The 20,826-nt window shown below is 41.7% G+C and carries 13 protein-coding genes; 8 read left to right on the top strand and 5 right to left on the bottom strand.

The genetic code is table 11. The features are described from left to right. Positions 1-15: 15 nt before the first annotated feature. The 3 genes from gpmI to UABAM_RS01240 all read right to left on the bottom strand — a co-directional run bounded on the left by gpmI (position 16) and on the right by UABAM_RS01240 (position 5,877). Positions 16-1,665 (bottom strand): 2,3-bisphosphoglycerate-independent phosphoglycerate mutase, encoded by a 1,650-nt coding sequence (gene gpmI, locus UABAM_RS01250; RefSeq protein WP_151966171.1) that lies wholly within the window; start codon positions 1,663-1,665, stop codon positions 16-18. A 4-nt stretch (positions 1,666-1,669) separates the two neighbouring features. Then, complete coding sequence (gene ppc / locus UABAM_RS01245) at positions 1,670-4,312, bottom strand: phosphoenolpyruvate carboxylase (RefSeq protein ID WP_261343953.1); 2,643 nt, start codon at positions 4,310-4,312, stop codon at positions 1,670-1,672. 125 nt (positions 4,313-4,437) lie between these two features. Further along, on the bottom strand, positions 4,438-5,877 hold the full coding sequence (locus UABAM_RS01240; RefSeq protein ID WP_151966170.1) for an aldehyde dehydrogenase family protein: 1,440 nt from the start codon (positions 5,875-5,877) through the stop codon (positions 4,438-4,440). A gap of 201 nt (positions 5,878-6,078) precedes the next feature. On the opposite strand from UABAM_RS01240, the gene UABAM_RS01235 reads away from it, so the two are divergent. From UABAM_RS01235 to UABAM_RS01205, 7 genes are all read left to right on the top strand, one after another. Further along, a complete protein-coding gene (locus UABAM_RS01235; RefSeq protein WP_151966169.1) occupies positions 6,079-7,107 on the top strand; it encodes a zinc-binding dehydrogenase in 1,029 nt (342 codons plus the stop codon). Next, positions 7,097-7,942 (top strand): alpha/beta hydrolase, encoded by an 846-nt coding sequence (locus tag UABAM_RS01230; RefSeq protein WP_173013068.1) that lies wholly within the window; start codon positions 7,097-7,099, stop codon positions 7,940-7,942. Before UABAM_RS01235 ends, UABAM_RS01230 begins: the two co-directional genes overlap by 11 nt. Before the next feature lie 25 nt (positions 7,943-7,967). Next, positions 7,968-10,832, top strand: a complete 2,865-nt coding sequence (gene gatA / locus UABAM_RS33850; RefSeq protein ID WP_151966167.1) for an Asp-tRNA(Asn)/Glu-tRNA(Gln) amidotransferase subunit GatA — start codon at positions 7,968-7,970, stop codon at positions 10,830-10,832. Between the two features lie 8 nt (positions 10,833-10,840). Further along, on the top strand, positions 10,841-12,586 hold the full coding sequence (gene gatB, locus UABAM_RS01220) for an Asp-tRNA(Asn)/Glu-tRNA(Gln) amidotransferase subunit GatB (RefSeq protein ID WP_229759345.1): 1,746 nt from the start codon (positions 10,841-10,843) through the stop codon (positions 12,584-12,586). A gap of 612 nt (positions 12,587-13,198) precedes the next feature. Continuing rightward, entirely contained in the window at positions 13,199-13,576 is a 378-nt protein-coding gene (locus UABAM_RS01215; protein ID WP_151966166.1) for a BlaI/MecI/CopY family transcriptional regulator, read from the top strand. Then, the gene (locus UABAM_RS01210; RefSeq protein ID WP_151966165.1) at positions 13,576-15,624 is read left to right on the top strand and encodes a M56 family metallopeptidase; all 2,049 of its coding nucleotides are present in this window, start codon (positions 13,576-13,578) and stop codon (positions 15,622-15,624) included. The genes UABAM_RS01215 and UABAM_RS01210 overlap by 1 nt, the downstream gene beginning before the upstream one ends. After that, on the top strand, positions 15,624-16,313 hold the full coding sequence (locus UABAM_RS01205) for a hypothetical protein (protein ID WP_151966164.1): 690 nt from the start codon (positions 15,624-15,626) through the stop codon (positions 16,311-16,313). Before UABAM_RS01210 ends, UABAM_RS01205 begins: the two co-directional genes overlap by 1 nt. Positions 16,314-16,660: 347 nt before the next feature. On the opposite strand, the gene UABAM_RS01200 is transcribed toward UABAM_RS01205, so the two are convergent. Continuing rightward, entirely contained in the window at positions 16,661-17,980 is a 1,320-nt protein-coding gene (locus tag UABAM_RS01200) for a M28 family metallopeptidase (RefSeq protein ID WP_151966163.1), read from the bottom strand. 14 nt (positions 17,981-17,994) lie between these two features. Next, complete coding sequence (locus tag UABAM_RS01195) at positions 17,995-19,185, bottom strand: sigma-54 interaction domain-containing protein (RefSeq protein ID WP_151966162.1); 1,191 nt, start codon at positions 19,183-19,185, stop codon at positions 17,995-17,997. Between the two features lie 197 nt (positions 19,186-19,382). On the opposite strand from UABAM_RS01195, the gene UABAM_RS01190 reads away from it, so the two are divergent. Next, positions 19,383-20,801 (top strand): S8 family peptidase, encoded by a 1,419-nt coding sequence (locus tag UABAM_RS01190; RefSeq protein WP_173013067.1) that lies wholly within the window; start codon positions 19,383-19,385, stop codon positions 20,799-20,801. Positions 20,802-20,826 lie beyond the last annotated feature (25 nt).

Here is a 20,826-nt window from a genome sequence, read left to right as displayed (position 1 = left end):
TGCATCTCCCATTTACTACTCAAATACAATTAAAGATGGCTGCCATTCGTTTGGTGCTTCATAGCCTAGTAAATTTACGACAGTTGCCGCAACATTACTCAAACCTTTTTTCTGTACGTCATCATTTATTTTATACTCGTTATTGTACTGAGGATCAAAAATAGCAAATGGTACTGGATTCAAAGTGTGAGAAGTCTTATTTTTTAATTTTTGCGTTATTTCATTGTGTACAAAATTTCCCTTAGAGTCTTTTTCATACATTTCGTCGGCATTACCGTGATCAGCAAGAACAATAGCAATACCCTGTTTCTTTTCAATATACTTCAAGAGGCGTCCCAAGCACATATCGACCGCTGATACGGAGATTGTTGTCGCGGTAATATCTCCGGTGTGACCGACCATGTCACCGTTTGCATAATTTAATCTTGTAAATTTTGTGTTGTGTTTTTCAATATTTTCGATAACAGCATCGGTAATTTCCGCGGCTTTCATCCATGGTCTTTGTTCGAATGGTACACTGTCCGAAGGAATTTCTTGGTAAATTTCAAGTGCGTCCGAGAATTTACCTAGGCGATTTCCGTTCCAAAAGTAAGTCACATGCCCATATTTTTGCGTTTCAGATATAGCAAATTGTGAAAAGTTATTTTTTGCCAAAAACTCTCCTAGGGTATTGCGTATCAAAGGCGGCTGTACGAGAAAAAGTTCTGGCGTTTTAGAATCGCCATCGTATTGCATCATTCCCGCATATTTTACTTTAGGATGGCGTACGCGGTCGAATTTATCAAATGATTCACTTGTAAACGCCTGGGTAATTTCAATGGCGCGGTCTCCACGAAAATTAAAGAAGATAACCGAATCACCATCATTTATTTTACCAACAGCTTGTCCATTTTCATCGCCGACGACAAAACTGGGGAGAAACTGATCGATAACCCCGGGGTCTTCACTGCGAAAGGTTTCGATCGCCTGTGTCGCAGAGGAAAAAGTTCTTCCTTCGCCCAAAACGTGAACTTTCCAACCGCGATTGACCATCTCCCAATCAGCACCGTAACGATCCATGGTGATATACATGCGTCCACCACCAGATGCGATTTTATAGTCGTTACCACTAGCACTTATTTGCTGTAAGTGATTTTCTAGTTGTTCTACATACTTTAAAGCCGAAGTTTCGGAAACATCTCGTCCATCGAGAAGACAGTGAACGCGAGCTTTCTTTACTCCTTCCTCATGCGCTTTTGTCAACATCCCCAATAGATGATCGATGTGACTGTGTACATTACCATCTGAGAGCAAGCCGATGAAATGCATACACGTATCGTTTTCTACACAATTTTTCCGCAACTCTTGCCATGTATCTCCGCGAAACATTTGCTGCGAGGATATTGCCTCCCCAACTAGCTTAGCACCTTGATCGTATATCTGACCAGAACCTATGGCATTGTGACCTACCTCAGAATTCCCCATGTCTTTATCACTCGGTAAACCCACCGCCGTACCATGAGCTTGCAATTCGCAATATACGGAATTTTTTCTCAAGGAGTTAAGAACGGGAGTTTGTGCTAAAAAAACAGCATTTCCTTCGTCTTCTTTACCGATGGCAACTCCATCGAGTACAACTAAAACAAGTGGACCTGTACGTCCTGAAAATTTTTCGAGCGCTTTCAATTTTCTACCCCGTGTTTCTCATACCTGCTGCAATACCATTAAATGTAATTAACAACGCATCTTTTAGTTGTTCATCGTGTTCTTCACTACTGCGTAAGCGCTTTAATATTTCTATTTGTAGTAAATTGATCGGATCAACATAAGGATTGCGTACATCAATAGAACGACGTAAAACTCCATTGCTACCAACCGGTCGTTCATTTCTTGTTATTTGTAATACCGTTTCATAAGTGGCCAAAAATTTCGCGCGAAGATCTTCGCCGAGGCCACGCAAGTCGTCTTTTACAAGGGCCTTATCATACTCCTCCGCGATTTTAATGTCTGCCTTGGCCAACACCATTTCAATGAGGTCAAGCAGTGCACGAAAAAAAGGCCATTTTTCGTACATTTCGTGTAGTGTATCTTCATTATTTTGCATTTGCGATTTTAGACTCTCTCCGACCCCTAGCCATGACGGTAAGATAAGACGTGTCTGCGTCCATGCAAATATCCAAGGAATTGCGCGGAGTGATTCAACCCCCCCACCCTTTTTACGTCGTTTAGGGCGGCTACCAATGTTTAGTTCTCCTAACTCTACTTCCGGCGTTGCCGCGCGAAAGTACGGAACAAATAGCTCATTTTCTTTTACAATACTGTCATAAACCCCATGAGAGATTTTCGCAAGTTCATCCATCTGCTTGCGCCACTCTGGTGTTGGTGGCTTAGGGGGATCTAGCGTAGAAATAAGCGTTGCCGTTGTATAAATTTCCAATGTACGGAACGCAATACCAGGCAGACCAAATTTGGCATTGATCATTTCTCCTTGCTCTGTCACTCTCAATCGGCCATCAACAGAACCAGGAGGTTGCGATAAAATGGCCAAGTATGTTGGACCTCCTCCACGTCCAACAGTTCCGCCGCGTCCGTGGAATAGTGTCAGTTGTACATTATGTTCTCTACAAACTTCCACCATTTTTTCCTGAGCACCATAAAGAGCCCAAGCTGCGGCAAAACGTCCGCCGTCTTTTGCCGAATCCGAATAACCAATCATGATCTCTTGATGGTCACCTATTTTTTCGCGATACCACGTGTTACTGAAAAGTGTGGCGAGAGTATCCTTCGCACCGTTCAAGTCGGCTACTTTTTCAAAAAGAGGTACAACACGCATTGGCTTGGCAACGCCCATTTCTCTTTGCATGAGCTCTACCGCAAGAATATCCGAAGGTGTTGCTGCCATCGAAATGACATATGCCCCAAAACTATCTTCGGGAATTTCGGCAATCACCTTGAAGGTATTGATCACCTCCTCCACCATACCCTCGGGTTTAAAATCTCGTGGAATCAAAGGTCGTTTACTTTGCAATTCTTTGCATAAAAATTCGTAGCGTTCTTGTTCGCTCCATTCTTTATATGAGCCAATTCCTAAGGCGTTGGTGATCGCATCAATGGTTTCGGTATGGCAAGTAGATTCTTGACGCACGTCAATTTTAACAATGGAAAGTCCAAAGCAGTATAGACGTCGCAACACGTCCTTTAAACGTCCCTCGGCCACAATCCCCAAACCTGTTTCATGCAATGACTCGTATATGAGGAGTAGGTTTTTTTCCAGTGTGTCTTTATTGGAATAGTAGTTGGTATATGCGGACGTTTGTCCCGCCAATAAAGCCGCAAAGTGCAAACGCGTTTCGTGCAAACGTTCGCGAATAACGCGCAAAATTCTCCGGTAAGGTTCGTTGGAACTACCAACTATTTTGCGTAGTTCTGCAGAACATGTTTTTATCGATAGCTCACTATAAAGGGCTTCGATTTCTTTATGAAACAAATCTGCGGCAACCCATCTTGCCATCCAACATACTCGCTGTGTGGTTTTGTGATCCACGTTCGGGTTACCATCCCGATCTCCCCCCATCCATGAACCAAAAGAAATGGGAGTTGCGTCCATAGGAAGCGGCTTACCGGTAAATTTTTGTAAATTACTATCTAAATTGCGTAAGAATAATGGCAAAGAATCCCACAATGTTTTTTCTAAAACGGCAAATCCCCAACGCGCTTCATCAACAGGAGTAGGTTTGCTACGTCTAATTTCATCGGTTTGCCATGAACATACCACTTCACAATATAGTTTTTCAAGAAGCGCTTCGCGATCTTCTTCTAAACAGAAATCTAACTGCTCTAATAGATTATCGATCACTTGATATTTTTGAATCAGGGTTCTACGTGTTACTTCCGTGGGATGCGCGGTTAATACTAATTCTACTTTTTGTTTGCATACCGCATCATACAGATCTTCTTTTTTTACCCCTACCTGGTTTATTAAGCGGTCAAATGCTTCTGCACAAGAGGCCCTTTGCGGTTGTTTCCCCAAGGATTTATATTCACGGGCACGGCGAATACGATGACGTTGTTCGGCAATATTTGCTAAGTTTAGAAAATGTGTAAAAGCGCGGGCTACAGGAATAGCCTCTTTTATATCCATGTTTGAGAGTAACTTCGCCAAATCAGCGAAACTATTTTGGTCACCACTACGTGCCTTTTTTGAAAGGCTGCGCACCTGTTCTACGATTTCAAGAGTCTGAGGACTTTGCTGCTCGCGGATGGTTTGTCCCAACAAATTTCCTAACATCTTGACATTTTCTCGTAGTTTTAAATGAGGATCATCACTATTCAAATTTATACTCTTTTCTAAAAATAACAGCTGTTATTCGTAAAGTTAAGGTAGGGAAGTTGTTTGGTGGCTTGACTTTGCGAAAGAAAAATAATCTACATTTGTAGATTATTTTTCTTCGACATCTATTACATTTTGTGAGGAGGTGTACGCAGAACCATCAAACGAATTTCGGTCATATCTTCCATCGCAAAGCGAATTCCTTCGCGACCAAGACCACTCTCCTTGACACCACCGTAAGGCATGTGATCTACACGCCATGATGGTACATCGCCAATGATAACTCCACCAACTTCTAGCTCATTCCACGCTTTATGAGCCTTGTAGATGTCATTTGTGAAAATACCAGCTTGTAGTCCAAACTCACTATCATTTACCATCTTCAATGCTTCGTCAAAATTCGAAAATTTTGTCAAAACAGCAACAGGACCGAAAGCTTCTTGGCAATTGACTTCCGCATTTGCGGGAACATCCTCTAGAAGAGTCGCTTGCAACATCGCTCCCTGACGGTTTCCTCCACAGAGTAGTTTCGCTCCACCGTTTACGGCGTTCTGAACCCACGAGTCTAAACGCTTGGCTTCTTTTTCTGAAATCATTGGGCCAATGAATGTTGTGTCTTCTTTCGGGTTACCCATTTTCAATGTACTTGTTTTTGCTAATAAACGTTGCCGGAAGTCATCGTATATCTTTTCATGAACAAGAATACGCTGCACACTTACACAACTTTGCCCTGATTGGTAGTATGCCCCAAAGATAATTCGAGAAATGGCATCTTCTACATCAGCATCTTCGTCCACAACGCATGCCGCGTTACCACCTAACTCTAGAACAACCTTTTTCTTACCCGCTTTGGCTTTTAAATCCCATCCTACTCCAGGAGATCCTGTAAAACTCAGTAATTTCAAACGATCATCGGTTGTAAATAAATCGGCTTCACTACGTCCACATGGCAAGACAGAAAACGCCCCTTCTGGAAGATCTGTTTCTGCGAGAACTTCACCGATAATAATCGCACCAATAGGTGTTAAACTAGCAGGTTTCAAAATAAACGGACAACCCACAGCAATAGCCGGAGCTACTTTATGAGCAGCAAGGTTTAAAGGAAAGTTAAATGGAGAGATGAAAGAGCATGGTCCGATAGGAACACGACGCCACATACCGGTATATCCTTTCGCGCGAGAGCTAATGTCCATCGGCATTACTTCTCCGGTCATTCTCACAGCTTCTTCCGCAGCAATGCGAAAGGTGTCTATCAAACGACTTACTTCTCCGCGACTATCTTTAATTGGTTTACCAGCTTCTATACACAATGCAACCGCCAACTCTTCCGCACGCTCTGTAAATCTTTTCACACAATGGTTTAAAATATCTTGACGCTGATAACTTGGCATTTTCGCCATTGGCTCGGTAGCTTCCACGGCTTTTTGGATGGCAAGATCTATGGCTTCGCGATTTGCCACGGCAATGCGTGTTGCGATTTCGCCTGTGTATTTATCAATAACCTCAAGGTCAGCATTGGGAGATTGTGGTTTGTTCGCTAAATAGTAAGGGTAAGTAGGTTGTAACATAAACAATACCTCATAATGAAAGCAATATCGAAAGATGCCTTTTAGGCATAATTAAGTATGAGCCTATGCTAACTAAAAATAACACAGTGATCAACGAAAATTTGTTACGAGCACAAAAGTTTCATAAAACTATGGAGATTTTGTAAAAAACTATTATTATGAAGCAAAAGATTTTGTAAAATTACGACTGTGAGAAAAATCATGAAAAAGTTATGGAAAATTAAACAAGCAGGTAATATTAATAACTTGGCCCTAAGCGAAGAAAAACTGTTGCCTCTCGCGGACGATAAAATTCGCGTCGCAACACGGGCAGTTGGTCTCAATTTTGCCGATATTTTCGCTTTGGTAGGTTTATATTCCGCAACACCAAAAGGAAGCTTTACTCCAGGACTTGAGTTTGCCGGAACTGTTACACAGGTAGGTAAAAATGTAGACGGTTACAAAGAGGGCGACCGCGTTTTTGGCGTTACGCGTTTTGGAGGGTATTCCTCTGTAATCGATAGTTTGCCTCAATATTGTTATGCACTGCCCGATGATTGGAGTTTTGCGGAAGGCGCCGCTTATCCAGCACAAACACTTACCGCATGGTATGCGATTAAAGAGTTGGCAAATGTTAAACCCCAACAGAACGTTCTCATTCAGAGTGCGGCAGGCGGAGTAGGCTATCAAGCACTACAAATTTGCAAAAGTATCCATGCCCGTGCCATCGGTAACGTTAGCACCACGGAAAAAAAAGAATTTTTAGCCAAAAGAGGTTTTTCTGACATTTTCGTGCGCAATCCAAATTTATTTACACAGCAGGTACGTGAGCTACTAAATGGACAAGAGTTGCATGTTGTTCTCGATGCTATTGGCGGTAAAGTACAGCAACAAAGTTACGACCTACTTAGTGCCACAGGACGCTTAATTATCTTTGGTGCTGCAGAGTACACTCCCACAAAAAGACGCCCCAACTACATAAAGTCTATATGGAAATATTTAAGCCGTCCACGTTATGATTCCCTACAGCTAATATCTGACAACAAATCCGTTATGGGATTTAATTTAATCTGGTTGTGGGATGAAGTAGAAGTTTTACAACCAATGTTTAGTGAAATGCAAGCACACGATTTGCGGCCCTTTGTGGGCAAAGAGTTTTCTTTTACCGAAGCCTTAAACGCCATAGACTGGTTAAAAAGTGGCAAGTCAATAGGTAAAGTCGTTTTGAAAGTAGATGAAAATGATTTTTAAAGTAATTCTATTTTACAGTGTAATTTTTCTATGGATTTGGCTTATTTTTCGTTGGGCAGCGCGAAAACTAGCTTGTAACATGCTATTTCACCCCGACAAAGAGCATCTCGACACGCCAAAGCAGCACAGTCTTGATTACGAAGATGTTTACTTTACTACGCGAGACAAAAAAAAGCTTCATGGTTGGTTTGTCCCTTGCGAAAATTCGGTAGCCACAGTTCTTTTTTTGCACGGAAATGCCGGAAATATATCCAATCGCCTTGACGAAATAGCACTATGGCATTGTATTAAGGTTTCGGTATTCATTGTTGACTATCGCGGTTATGGTAAAAGTAAAGGTAGTACTTCGGAAAGAGGTTTATACTTAGATTCGGAAGCCGCCTACGATTATTTAGTACAAGAGCGTAGTATCCCACCAGAAAAGATTGTATGTTTCGGTAGATCCTTAGGGGGAGCTGTGGCGATTCGTTTGTCTCTAAATCGCGAATTCGGTGCGGTAATTGTCGCTTCGACATTTACCAGTTTAAACGATCTTATTCGCGGTCTTTTTGTTCCATGGCTCGCGTCTTTTTTTTGTTGGGCAAGCCCTTTTAAGTTTCGTTCCATCGATCTTATTGGTTATGTCACACACCCACTTTTAATTTTACATGGTACAGAAGATGAGCTCATCCCTTATGTGATGGCAAAAGAACTATATGAGTCTGCTTCAAAACCCAAGTTACTTTATCCGGTAACTGATGGTAAACACAACGACACATTTATCATCGGTGGAAAAAAGTACTGGTATGTTATTGAAAATTTTATCAAAAAAAGCTTAACAGAACTAAAAAAATAGATCTTCCACTTTGAGAGAGAAAATCATGGTCCAGAGCTGTTTAACTCAGCTACCCCTACAACAACTTACTAAATTATTACAACAGCGTGAAATTTCTTGTCGCGAAATTTTACAAGCTTACTTAGACAAAATTCACACATTCAACAATCATCTGGGTGCTTTTTTGCAAGTAGCCGATCGTGAAAAGTTACTGAGTCTTGCCGATGAAAGTGATGCACGCTGGCAAAAGAAACAGAACAAAAGTGCACTTGATGGCATTCCCATTGCCATAAAAGATAACATTCATGTTCATGGTCTCAAAACGACATGCGCTTCACGACTTTTACATAACTATTCACCACCTTACGAGGCCACGTGCGTTGAAAAATTGCGCGAGGCAGGAGCCATTTTTATTGGGAAAACCAATCTCGACGAATTTGCCATGGGGTCGACGACAGAAAATTCTGCGACACAGCAAACACATAATCCTTGGGACATAAATAAAGTAGCCGGAGGTTCTTCTGGTGGCTCTGCTGTCGCGGTCTCTGCTGGAATGAGTCCTTTAGCACTCGGTAGTGATACAGGTGGCTCTGTGCGGCAACCTGCGAGTTTTTGTGGTATTGTCGGGTTAAAACCCACTTACGGATATGTATCGCGCTATGGCTTAGTGGCATATGCCTCTTCTTTAGACCAAGTGGGGCCCATGGCACGCGACGTTTATGGAGCTACCCAGCTTTTAAACGCTATTGGTGGTTTTGATGAACGAGACTCCACTTCTATTCGTAGTGCTCCTGTTGCCTTAGAGGCACTACAACGCAATATTGCGGGAAAAAAAATAGCCATTTTAGGCGAAATTTCTAACTACATAAATCCACATGTTGCGAAGGTTTTTGAACAATCTATAGAAAGTTTGCGAAGTCTAGGTGCCGAAGTCACTGAAGTAGAATTTCCATTTTTTGATTATGTGGTCGCGGCTTATTATTTAATCGCTACCGCAGAAGCAAGTAGTAATTTAGCGCGTTATGATGGTGTCAAGTACGGGCAACGTGAAGAGCGCAAAACATATCAAGAGATGCTCACAGCTACCCGTTCACAGGGCTTTGGCAAAGAAGTGAAGAAACGCATTTTGCTGGGAAATTTTGTGCTATCTTCTGGCTACTACGATGCTTATTATCTCAAAGCGCAAAAAATGCGTCGGCGTATTTGTCATTTGCTCAACAATATTCTCCATTCTTACGATGCGATTGTGACCCCGACAACACCGAATACTGCCTTCACAAAAGGGGAAAGTGAACAGGACTTCATGAAGGTTTATGTCGCCGATGTCACAACGGTTATCGCTAATTTAACTGGCTTACCCGCTGTTAGCATTCCATGTGGTATGGTGGAAAATTTACCTGTCGGCCTACAAATTATCGGCGGTGCGCTTCAAGAACAACAGATACTCAACATTGCCTATCAATTCGAGAAAACGCAACAGAAACAGTTTATTCCTAAGCTAGAGAATATCGATACGCAGCAACAAATTGTACATAAAAATATTGCCACGCAGAATAAAGCACACCAAAGTTTTAGCGAACAGCTACAGCAGGTTCGTGCAAGTTACAAGGCGCAACCACAACATTCACGCATTTATAACAACGATTTGGCCAACCATGTCGCCAAAGAAGTGACCATTTGTGGTTGGGTACATAAAATCAATAAACTTGGTGGTGTGGAGTTTATGATCATTCGCGACGCAACGGGATTTGCACAAGTGGTCGTGGAGAACTCCAGCGAAAAATATGAGCTGGAAACGGTTGTCCGCGTAACAGGGATCGTGGCCCGCGAAAAGCGCAGCCCATATGGCGAGATAGAAATTGCAAAACCACAAATTGAAGTTGTGGGCCATTCCTATGCCGCCCCTCCGCTATCGATGAGTACCAACCCTGAAGGATTTAATTTGCCAACCGTTCTCGATAACCGCCCGGTGTCACTTCGTAACCCACAAATACTTTCGACCTTTAAAATACAATCGCTTGTCGTTCGTTTTTTCAGTGGATATTTGCGTAGCCAAAACTTTTTTGAAATCAAAACCCCAAAAATTATATCAACGGGAACGGAAGGAGGAAGCAATATTTTTCCTCTCGATTACTTTGGACGCAAAGTTTACCTAGCACAATCACCGCAGTTTTATAAACAAACCATGGTGGGAAGTGGGCTAGAAAGAGTTTTTGAAGTGGGACCCGTATTTCGCGCCGAGAGACACAGCACTACACGTCACTTAAATGAATACACCAGTTTAGATTTTGAAATGGGATTTATTCACAACGAACAAGATGTTATTGACATGCAAGAAAAGCTACTACGCCACATTTTTCAAAATCTTCAACAAACATATGCGGACTATGTAACCGATCGTACTTTGGATTTGGCCATTCCCGACACGATACCGCGTATTCACTTCCTCGAAGCACTAGAAATTATCAAAAGTCGTGGGGGGAAAGCCGTGCAACAAGACGATGACATTTCTTCTATTGGTGAACAAGTTTTGCATAAGTATTGTTTAGAAGAGCATAATTCACATTTTGTGTATGTAATTGGCTATCCGCAGCAAAAGCGTCCCGTGTATACCATGCCCGACGAAAGACTTCCAGGATATACGCGCAGTTTTGACCTATTGTACAAAGGGATCGAAATCACTACCGGCGGACAGCGTATCCACGATTATGAAATGTTATGCGAGAATATACGCAAAGGCGGTGGTTCACTAGAAGATGTGAAGGACTACTTGAGTATATTCAAGCACGGTATGCCACCTCATGGTGGTTTGGGTATGGGTTTGGAACGTTTAACCATGAAAATTATGGGACATGATAATGTACGCCACGCATCACTTTTTCCTCGCGATATTCATCGCGTAAGCCCTTAGGAGAACTCATGGAAAAGCAAATTAATTCTCTGATAAGACTATCAGGCGTCGAAATCGAAAAAGAACAGCGTGAAATTCTACAAGAAGAACTGCAAACTTTTTTGCACTACGCGCAGATTATAGACAAAGCGCCTGACTTTGAAGACGATAAGTTATCAACAAGCGAAAGTTTTATGGTGGACGACGTCGCGGTGGATTGGCAGGGAAATTTATTGGAGAATGCACCGGTACTTAAAGAGAGTAGCTACCTTGTGCCGCCCCAACAATCGAAAAAACACCACGAAGCAAAATTAGAGCAAAGTAAAACGAGCACGCTCGAAAATTGGGAGGTCGTAATTGGTTTAGAAGTTCACGCGCAGCTACTCACAAAATCAAAATTGTTTTGCCGTTGCTCCACGGAGTTTGGCAAAACACCAAATGCCAATACTTGCCCGGTGTGCACAGGACAACCTGGGGCACTACCGGTTCTCAATAAGGAAGCGATACGCATGGCGATATTGGCTGGTTTGGCCATGAATTGTGAGATCAATAATCACAGTGTTTTTGCGCGCAAAAACTATTTTTACCCCGACTCTCCGAAATCCTATCAAATTTCGCAATTTGAAAAGCCGCTGTGTAGCAAAGGGCACATTGTTATCGAAAATGAAGAAGCGCAGCAACAACAAGTGCGTTTGAATCGCATTCATGTCGAGGAAGACGCCGGAAAAATGATTCACGTAGGTACACCGGGAATTTGGGGAGCACAGGCCAGTGCGGTCGACTTTAACCGCACCAGTATCCCCTTAATTGAAATTGTCAGTGAGCCAGACATACAAACTCCCTATCAGGCAAAAGAGTACATGACGATGTTGCGTACCATACTGGTATCCATGAACATCTGCGATGGAAATATGGAGGAAGGAAGTTTACGCTGCGATGCCAACGTTTCACTGCGCAAAAAAGGGGAAAGTGAACTAGGTGTAAAAACAGAGATCAAAAATCTAAATTCATTTAAGGCTGTCGAACGCGCCCTTGAGTATGAAATCAAACGCCAAAAAGAAATTCTCGATAGTGGGAATGTCGTCGAACAACAAACGCGACTGTGGGACGACAACAAGCAGAAAACACTCATTATGCGTACCAAAGAAGATTCACATGATTATCGCTATTTTCCCGATCCCGACTTGCGTCCTGTAGAAGTACCGGCGGAGTGGGTAACCAATTTACGTAGTGAGCTCCCGCAAATGCCCCTAGAGCGCAAAGAGCAATACCTGGGTTATGGACTTTCGCAAAAAGAAGCGATATATCTCATGCACAATCCGCACTATGCGGCGTATTTTGAAGATATTCGCGCAATACATCCCAATGCCAAAGCGATCAGCAATTGGTTTTTTAGTGAAATCTTATCCTACGTAAACGCGCGATCGTCGCAAATTCATATCACACCGCAAGACTTTGCTGACTTTTTACAGGCAATAGATAACGAGGAAATCAGCGGTAAGATTGGTAAACAGGTGGTAAAAGAAGCTTTTATGAGCAACAAAGGCCTAATGCAGGTTATTGAAGAAAAGCAGTTGCGACAGATCAGTGATGAGGGTGCGATTGCCAAAATTGTAGAGGAAGTACTACAAAAAAACGAGCAACAAGTCGCCGCATACCGTGGAGGTAAAACGACTATCTTTGGTTATTTCGTTGGGCAAACCATGAAGGCAAGCCACGGGAAAGCCAATCCCGGAATGGTGAATAAGATTTTGCGTGAAAAATTGGATGGTTAGGTAAAAGTATTGGAATTCGTCTTAGTATTGGTGCCCTCACCATCGAATTATTAGGTTTCAGCTGCGCTAAAACCTAATATTCTCATACCTCTCCCACAGGGAGAGGTGTAATGCTTCTCTTTTGTAAAAAACAAAATTCACTTAAGTTGCGAGACGCGAGCATAGCGTTACTGTCTTTATACAATCGTGGTTGTGTGTATAGCGGGCACAAAATAAAACAAATGGAAGCAAATTCAGACGTGTTATGCCTCTCCCGTGGGAGAGGCATGAGAATTAAGGTTTTAGCTTCGCTAAAAACCTTAAATTCGATGGTGAGGGCACCAATCGGAAAACGAATCTCCTATCCCAAAGATACCAATTGGAAAAAGAATTCCCTACCCCAAGATACCTATCCGAAAACGAATCCCCGATCCCAAGGCACCAATCCGAAAACGAATCCCCTACCCCAATAAAATCAAGCCTTCCTACATTAATTTCCCCAAAAAATATTTTTATCGTTGACAAAGTACTACATGTGTAGTATCCTTTTTCACAACACTACTACAGATGTAGTATTTTTTTCACCATGCTACTACAAATGTAGTAATCAATACAAACAATGAAAGAATAAGCATGACACAACTAGCAAAATTGTCTCAGGCGGAGTGGGTCATTATGAAGGTGTGCTGGGAAAAAAGAAGTTGCTCGGCACGTGAAGTTTACGAAGAGGTTTCTCCTCCTAAAAGTTGGGAGTACCGTACGGTAAAAACTATGCTGGATAGACTTGTTGAGAAGGGGTATCTCAAACGAGAAAAAGATGGCAATGTTTGTCTGTATATTGCAACGGCTTCACAAAAAGCGGTAACCAGTACGGCAATTGAAAATTTTATTGCCACTGTTCTGGACAACACCGTGGCTCCTTTGTTTACTCATTTTTCCAAAGGCAAAAAACTCAATAAAGAAGAACTATCTTCGTTGAAAAAATTAATAGATGAATTCGAGGAGGAGTAATGAGTCTTGACTCTGTAGCAGAAAACATCCTGAACCATTTATGGATGATCAGTTGGCAAATTTGTATCTTAGCGATTGTAGTATGGGGACTATGTAAAGTTTTCTCGCGTTCTTCCGCGAGTTTTCGTTACTGGTTATGGTGCATTATTCTCCTGCGTTTATGTTTACCGGGAGACTTTTTTCAAGCAGATCGCGAAGGATACTACATTCCCAACAGTTTGCCAACGGTATGGGAAACACCTGTAACGATAGAAGATGCTTTACCTGAGAATTATACAGGTAGTTCATCACCAATTGTCAATGAGCCTTATATCTCTTTGCATCTGTCTTTTCCGGGCGTTATTGTTCTGCTATGGGGACTATGTGCTTTATTTCTGGGGAGTATTGTTATTCTTCGTGCAGTATACGCTTATGCGCAAATAAAGATTTATCCGCGCATCGAAGATCCAGCAATACTCAACCTCCTCGAAGAGTGTCAAAAAAGTCTTGGTATAAAAAAACACATAGAAGTTCTACTTTCACCAAAGGAAAGCGATGGACCGTTTTTGACGGGTATATTGTTTCCGAAGATTATTTTACCACAACACGTTATTCATTCTTGGAAAGAGGAAGAACTGGCACCTATTGTTTTACACGAATTAGCACACTTGAAACGCAGAGATCTTGTGGTGAATTGGTTGCAGATTCTGTTGCAAATCGTCTATTTCTTTCATCCGGTAGTGTGGTACATCAACCGTAAGATATACACAGAGCGAGAGCTAATATGTGATGACTTAGCGGTGTTTTATTTAGGAGGAAAACGTAAAAGATACACGAAAACTATGTTACGCGTTTTACAGGAAAGCAACGATGTTTTTTCTGCTTTTGGTGCAGTGGGGTTAGCAGAAAAACATCATTTTTTGAAAACACGTATTATACGTATTTTAGATAGCAAATATTTGGGGTATAAAAAAATGAAAAAATTAACTTTATTTATCTTAACATTATTTGCCGTTTGTTCCATAGGAGTTTTTGGACAACAGCAAACAACAGCAACCAAAGCAGAGGGAGAAGTTGTTGTTACCTATAGTATATTTACTGTTCAAGATGGAAAAGAGAAATCTTTAAATCCAGAGATCTTTTTTCTTAGTGGTGTAGATGTGAAAAAACAACAAAAGTTTGCACCAGGAGAATACACACTACTCATTTCTCAAGCGGGCTATCACCACATTTTGAAAAAAATAAGCATACCTGATGGTGTTAAAAAATTTCATATACAGGAACAAATACAACCTCTCCGTCGCGAAATCAAAAAGACCAGTAAAGATGGAGTGGATATAGATGTGGTTATAGATGGAGATTTTCCAGCAGGGGAACGTATTGATCCAGAGATTGTTGCATTAAATGGAAAAGATGTCCGTGATAATGTTTTCCAACCGGGAACTTATCGTCTCAAGATTAGCCAGCCTGGATACGCAACCATTGAAGAAGCCGTTACTATACCTAAAGATGCAAAAACATTTGTCATATCGCGTACATTGAGTACAAATGTTCGCAAAGTAATTACCCAAATTTCTTATGATGTACAAGACAACAAACGACCACAAATTACCATGGAGAAGATAGGTACGAAGGAAAAAATACTTATTAATAGCGACACAAAAATAAAGCCTGATAGTTATTTGTTGCACATCTACCAGCAACACTACTTTCCCATCGTCAGTAAAGTACACGTGTGGCCAGATGATCGTCCTTATGTCATGCAATTTCAATTGGTCTCTAAACCTGTAAGAATTCGTTTGGATGTCAGATACGACGACAAGAAAAATTTACCACAACAGCTCGTTACGTTGAGTGATCTTGAAGGTAAGGCAGTACAGGTCGTTCACGACAATCATCGCATCAAACCAGGGAAATATATGTTGAATATCCAGCATCCTGATTACACTTTTGGACGTGAGAAATATATTCAAATTCATCCGGGGGATCAATTTTTGATTCTCGAAAAGATGGCCAAGAAAGCCTCTTCGCCATCAGGAAAAGAGTACACCAAACTTTTTTTCAAATAGTGGATGACAATACTCAGGAATTACTTGCTCCTCATGGTATTTTAGTCAATGGTAAGCAATACAAAGCTGCGGATGTCTTTGCCGTGGGACAAACAGTACAAGTTCAAATAAAAATAAAAAAGTACAAGACGATTACGAAAAGTTTTGCGATACAACAAAAAAATCCGGTGATTCGCGTCAACGCTAAAAAGCTGCGAAAAGTTGAATTTATGTTGCGCAACTCCACCATAAGGCTAAACGGAATTACCTATAATGCACGCATCTTTGTGGGTAACCAACCAGTGGAAGAACATCTGATTTTTATAGAACAGGGTATTGGTAGAGTATACTATACAGTGCATATAGCCCCTGAAGCGAAAAGTATCAAAGTTATGCTTGGCTACCTTTATAACAAAGGGCTTACAAACAACAGCTACGTCCGCATAGATCGACAAGCATCTAATGTCGATGTTGGCGGCTTAATACAACATCTACAAGCGTTAAAGAGCCGTGAAAATACGAAAAAGATGGTTGATGCTGTGGAAATAATGCTCAAAAAGTTTTCCATGAGAAAAGGATTAAAAGGTATGGGTGCCGAAAACATCACCATGTTATGCGGGTATCTACAATCCCTACCTATGCCAGATAAGGAATACAAAGTAAGAATTGCTGTCATTATTGAGGCATTGGAAAAATTAAAGCAGCAGTAATCTGGTGAATAAGATTCGTCTTCGTATTGGTGCCCTCACCATCGTCTTGTAGGTTTCAGCTACGCTGAAAGCAACAAGCCTCATGCCTCTCCTGTGGGAGAGGCATAACACGTCTTAATTTATCTTATTGTTTTATTTTGTGCCGCTATACACACAACCACAATTGTATAAAAACCGTAGCGCTATACCTATTTCTCGCAACTCAAGTGAATTTTGTTTTTTACAAAAGAGAAGCTTTACACCTCTCCCGTGGGAGAGGTATGAGAATAGCAGGTTTTCAGCTGCGCTGAAAACCTGTTAATTCGATGGTGAGGGCACCCATTGGAAAACGAATCCCTTACCCAAGATTAATCTTGGTCCATCAACATTCCAATGGTCACAACATTCATACGTAGTACTTGGTGCCCCATATCGGTACTCACCTTGGAAGAAAGGTCTCCTGTGGTGTGATATGGTTTGTACTCGTCCCAATCGTTTTCGATGGTCAACAATGCTGGTAGACCTTTGCGAATGTATGGTACGTGGTCAGAACCAAATGGACGTAGTGAAGTTACGATACGCAGTGAAGTGTACTGTTTTGCTGCTTCGGTAAAAATAGGAAATAGGTGTTTTCCTACATCCGCGGTTTCTAGCAACAAGTCTAAGTCTGAATCACCCGTATAACCAATCATATCCATGATAAGAGCTGCTTTTAGTTTCTTGTGATCCCCTTTGGCGATCATGGTATCTACATGCTTGTAGCTTCCGACTAAACCTTGCTCTTCTCCCGAAAAGTTAATGAAAATGATGGTAGACTTGGGAGGATTTTTGGCGAAAACACGTGCCATTTCTAGTACCCCAGATGCACCACTGGCATTGTCTTCACTACCAGGTGCCGCAGTACTTGGGCTCTGTGAAATAGAGTCGTAGTGACCGCCAACGATAAATATCTCATCGGGCTTTTCTGTCCCCTTCATGACCGCAATTACATTGTAAGCAGTGGTGAAACTTACGCTAAAACTTTGTGTGGAAACTTCTAGTCCCAGGTCTTTGTATTGCTGTACTAGCCAATCGCGTGCTTCGATCACTCCGTCGCCGTGGGTGTAACGGTTGTAAGACGATAAGTGATCTACAGTGGCTTTCCAACGTTTGCCATCAACGCTATCGGCAAGTTTAGAATAATCAGCGCGTGTAGAGAATTTAATCGAAGGCATTTCATTTGCTGTTTGACGTGCAACAACAGTATTGGGTGCAAAAGGTGCTAGTGAAGCGTGTACTGCGTTGGAGTTTGTGGTGGCATCGTAGTGAGAGTCATGACATTGTCCGATTCCCAAAACGCAGCTCTTCTGAGCTTGGACCACCGCCGTACGACCGGCATTACCCAAAACTTCGACACCTGGTATCATCAGGTCTTTTTGGTGTGCACGCTTTACGAAGTGCAGGTTTTCTTCCTCAACAGCAATAGGTAGAGTGTTGCACTTGTACTCTTTTTGTAGAGCATCGATATTGTCTTTGTTCACCAGAGTGAGTAGTTGATTTTCCAATTCAACCCACCACTTTAGAGACTTATGTTGTTTTAACTCTTGTAGCTTTTCATAACCTATGCTATCGATGTCCACAACAACATAGTTCATTTCGCTTGCAAACAGCAATGCGGGTAATATCAGTATTGATATAATCCACTTCATCTGTCTGACCTCCTTTATTTAACGTTTTTTATATTTTCCGAGACAACTTCGGCATTGACCACATCATCACAAAGTGCAACAATACGTCGTACTTCGTTTTGTAATTCGCGAATGTTGCCTGGCCATTTGTATTGCAAAAACATATCGCGGACTTCGGAGTCAACGGGTTTTTCTTCGACTCCCATTTCACAACATATTTTTTTGTAGAAAAAATCAAAAAGTAATAAAATGTCATTTTCACGTTCGCGAAGTGATGGTAATTGAATTGTAACTACGTTTAAGCGATAAAACAAGTCTTCGCGAAAATTTCCGAGTTCGACTTCGTGTTTTAAATCTTTGTTGGTGGCAGCTACCACGCGTACATCAACATTCTTTATTGTTTTTCCACCCACCGGGCGAATTTCACCATTTTGCAGCGTGCGTAGCAATTTCTTTTGCATATTGAGGCTCATGTCACCGATTTCGTCGAGAAAGATCGTTCCTTTGTCGGCATGCTCAAACAATCCTTTACGACTTTGCACTGCTCCGGTAAAGGCTCCTTTGACGTGACCGAATAGTTCGCTTTCTAAAAGAGTTTCGGCAAGCGCGGCACAGTTTTCACCGACAAATTGTTGGTCTTTGCGTGGCCCGTACATATGAATTGCTCGGGCAATGAGTTCTTTGCCTGTCCCACTTTCTCCTTGAATGAGAACCGGAACATTCGACGGAATTATTTTATCTAACTTGGCTAGCTGTAAAACAAGTGCTGCACTTTGGCCGATGATTTCTTTGTAAGCATAGTTTAGTGCACTGCGTTTTACGACGCGCTTTTTGGCAGATGTTGTTTTGCCAGTAGAACGCTGTTTGTTTTTTAAACGTAGGAGATTGCGGATAATGGTAAATACACTGACTTCTTGTGTCGAAAAATCTTTTTTGGATTCGATGTAAATGATTTGTTGTGCTTCAATGCAATATCCGTACTTTTTTTTTGAGTAGCAATGTTGTGGAGTGTTCTTGTTCTCCCAAAACCAATCAATAGAGAATTTTTTGTTGTGGCTTTTATGAAGCACCTTTGTTGTGGGATCTTGCTGGGTAATGGCGACAAAATATTCTTCGCCAAAATTTTGCAAAAAAGCGGCGACGGCTTTTGTTCTTTCAAGCATATCACTGTTTTCAAGAATCGTCGTCGATAAATCTGCAAGGCACTCAATTTTTGTTATTTCCAAGTTTCACCTCACTTTATAGTTACATACTATAATACGTAAAGCGTATCGAAGTTTCAAGCATTTTATTTGCCGCCAGAAAAGTAGAAACTGTTTGACTTACAGGCGGATAAAAGGTATGTTTTAAGTATTGTATATTTTATTTCAATATCGGGAGGTTTTTGATGAAAAAACTAGTAGCCCTATTCATGGCTCTAAGCATGCTGTTCGTTAGTTTTGCAGTTGCTGATGCACCAGCTGTACAGTCTACAGTAAAAGAACAATTTGTCCCTGGACAACTAGTGGCATATGTTTCGAATGCACGCAGCGCAAACGTAACCGCAGCAACACAAATTTTGGAAACTTGGGGTTATACCCAAACACGTCGTGAACTTTCTTTTGGTCAAATGACTTTAAAGTTATATGAAGCAAAAAATCGTTCTGCGGCGAAAAATGTTGTGGAAGCAGTACGTCTTTTCAACAGTAGCATGTCTCGTGACGCTCAAGGCGTTAAGTTGATGCCGAACTACATCTTCAAAATCAACAACAACGACCCTTGTTTCAACCGTAAAGATATCTACAGAGATCGCGACGGAAATGCTCACGATATTTTATTGCAGTGGGATATGAAAAACCCTGGTGAATTCGGTGGAATCGCTGGTAGCGACTTAAATGCTACCGCAGCTTGGGAAATGATTCCTGAAAATCACGAACCAGTGATCGTTGCAGTTGTAGACACTGGTGTTGATACAGAACACCCAGGTTTGAAAGGCCGCATTTTGATGAAAGACGGCAAGCCAGTTGGTAAAGATACTACCGCTTGGTGGGGTGAAGGCGATCATCACGATGATCATGGTCACGGTTCTCACTGTGCTGGAAGTATTGCGGCTGGATATTCTGATAAAGAAGGTATGACCGGTTCTTCTGGCCCAACAAACGTAAAAATCATCTCAGTAAAAGCGATGGGCAAAGATGGAAGTGGTGACCTATTTTCTATCGGTGATGGAATCAAGTGGGCGGGTAAACAAGGTGCTGACATCATCAGCTTAAGCCTTGGTGCAACTCCATTGTTCCCAGAACAAGAGCCTATCTTAAAAGCGGCTTTTGATGATATCCTAAATGCTCCAGAACTCAAAAATGCAATTCCTATCGCTGCTGCAGGAAACAACGGTGAAGATCTACACTCTTTCCCAGCTTTCTGTGATGGCGCTATTGCTATTGGTGCTAGTGATCACCAAGACAAGTTAGCGACATTCTCTAACTTTGGTAACTGGGTAGACGTAGTTTCCCCTGGTGTAAACATTCTTTCTCTTCGTGCAAAATTCAAGGGCAAGTATGTTGATATGTATCGTGATGCTGGTTATGAAAAGGCTGAATTTGCAGTTGGAAACGGCGGAGCAAAAGATCCTTACGATAACAGAGCTTACTACATAGCATCTGGAACATCTATGGCAACTCCTAATGCGGCTGGTATCGCAGCAATGCTACTTGCTGTAAATCCAAAATTAAAAGGAAATACCGAAGCTGTTCGCAAGATTTTGATGGAATCAAGTGTCAAAAAAGGTACTTTTAAGATCAAAGAAAACGGTGGACGTATTGATGCTGTTGAGGCTGTAAAAGCTGCTAAGAACTTCAAGTAAGTTACAAAGTAAGATTTCGTAAGTT

This window comes from Candidatus Uabimicrobium amorphum, assembly GCF_009002475.1.
GTDB classification, from domain to species: Bacteria; Planctomycetota; Uabimicrobiia; order Uabimicrobiales; family Uabimicrobiaceae; genus Uabimicrobium; species Uabimicrobium amorphum.
The sequence above is the reverse complement of the archived record's forward strand: the minus strand, read 5'-3'. Positions and strand labels throughout refer to the sequence as shown.

Coding starts and splice junctions, on each gene's coding strand:
- gatB (WP_229759345.1), top strand. CDS start 10,841: ATGGAAAAGCAAATTAATTCTCTGATAAGACTATCAGGCGTCGAAATC.
- UABAM_RS01230 (WP_173013068.1), top strand. CDS start 7,097: ATGATTTTTAAAGTAATTCTATTTTACAGTGTAATTTTTCTATGGATT.
- UABAM_RS01235 (WP_151966169.1), top strand. CDS start 6,079: ATGAAAAAGTTATGGAAAATTAAACAAGCAGGTAATATTAATAACTTG.
- gatA (WP_151966167.1), top strand. CDS start 7,968: ATGGTCCAGAGCTGTTTAACTCAGCTACCCCTACAACAACTTACTAAA.
- UABAM_RS01215 (WP_151966166.1), top strand. CDS start 13,199: ATGACACAACTAGCAAAATTGTCTCAGGCGGAGTGGGTCATTATGAAG.
- UABAM_RS01210 (WP_151966165.1), top strand. CDS start 13,576: ATGAGTCTTGACTCTGTAGCAGAAAACATCCTGAACCATTTATGGATG.
- UABAM_RS01200 (WP_151966163.1), bottom strand. CDS start 17,980: ATGAAGTGGATTATATCAATACTGATATTACCCGCATTGCTGTTTGCA.
- UABAM_RS01190 (WP_173013067.1), top strand. CDS start 19,383: ATGCTGTTCGTTAGTTTTGCAGTTGCTGATGCACCAGCTGTACAGTCT.
- UABAM_RS01240 (WP_151966170.1), bottom strand. CDS start 5,877: ATGTTACAACCTACTTACCCTTACTATTTAGCGAACAAACCACAATCT.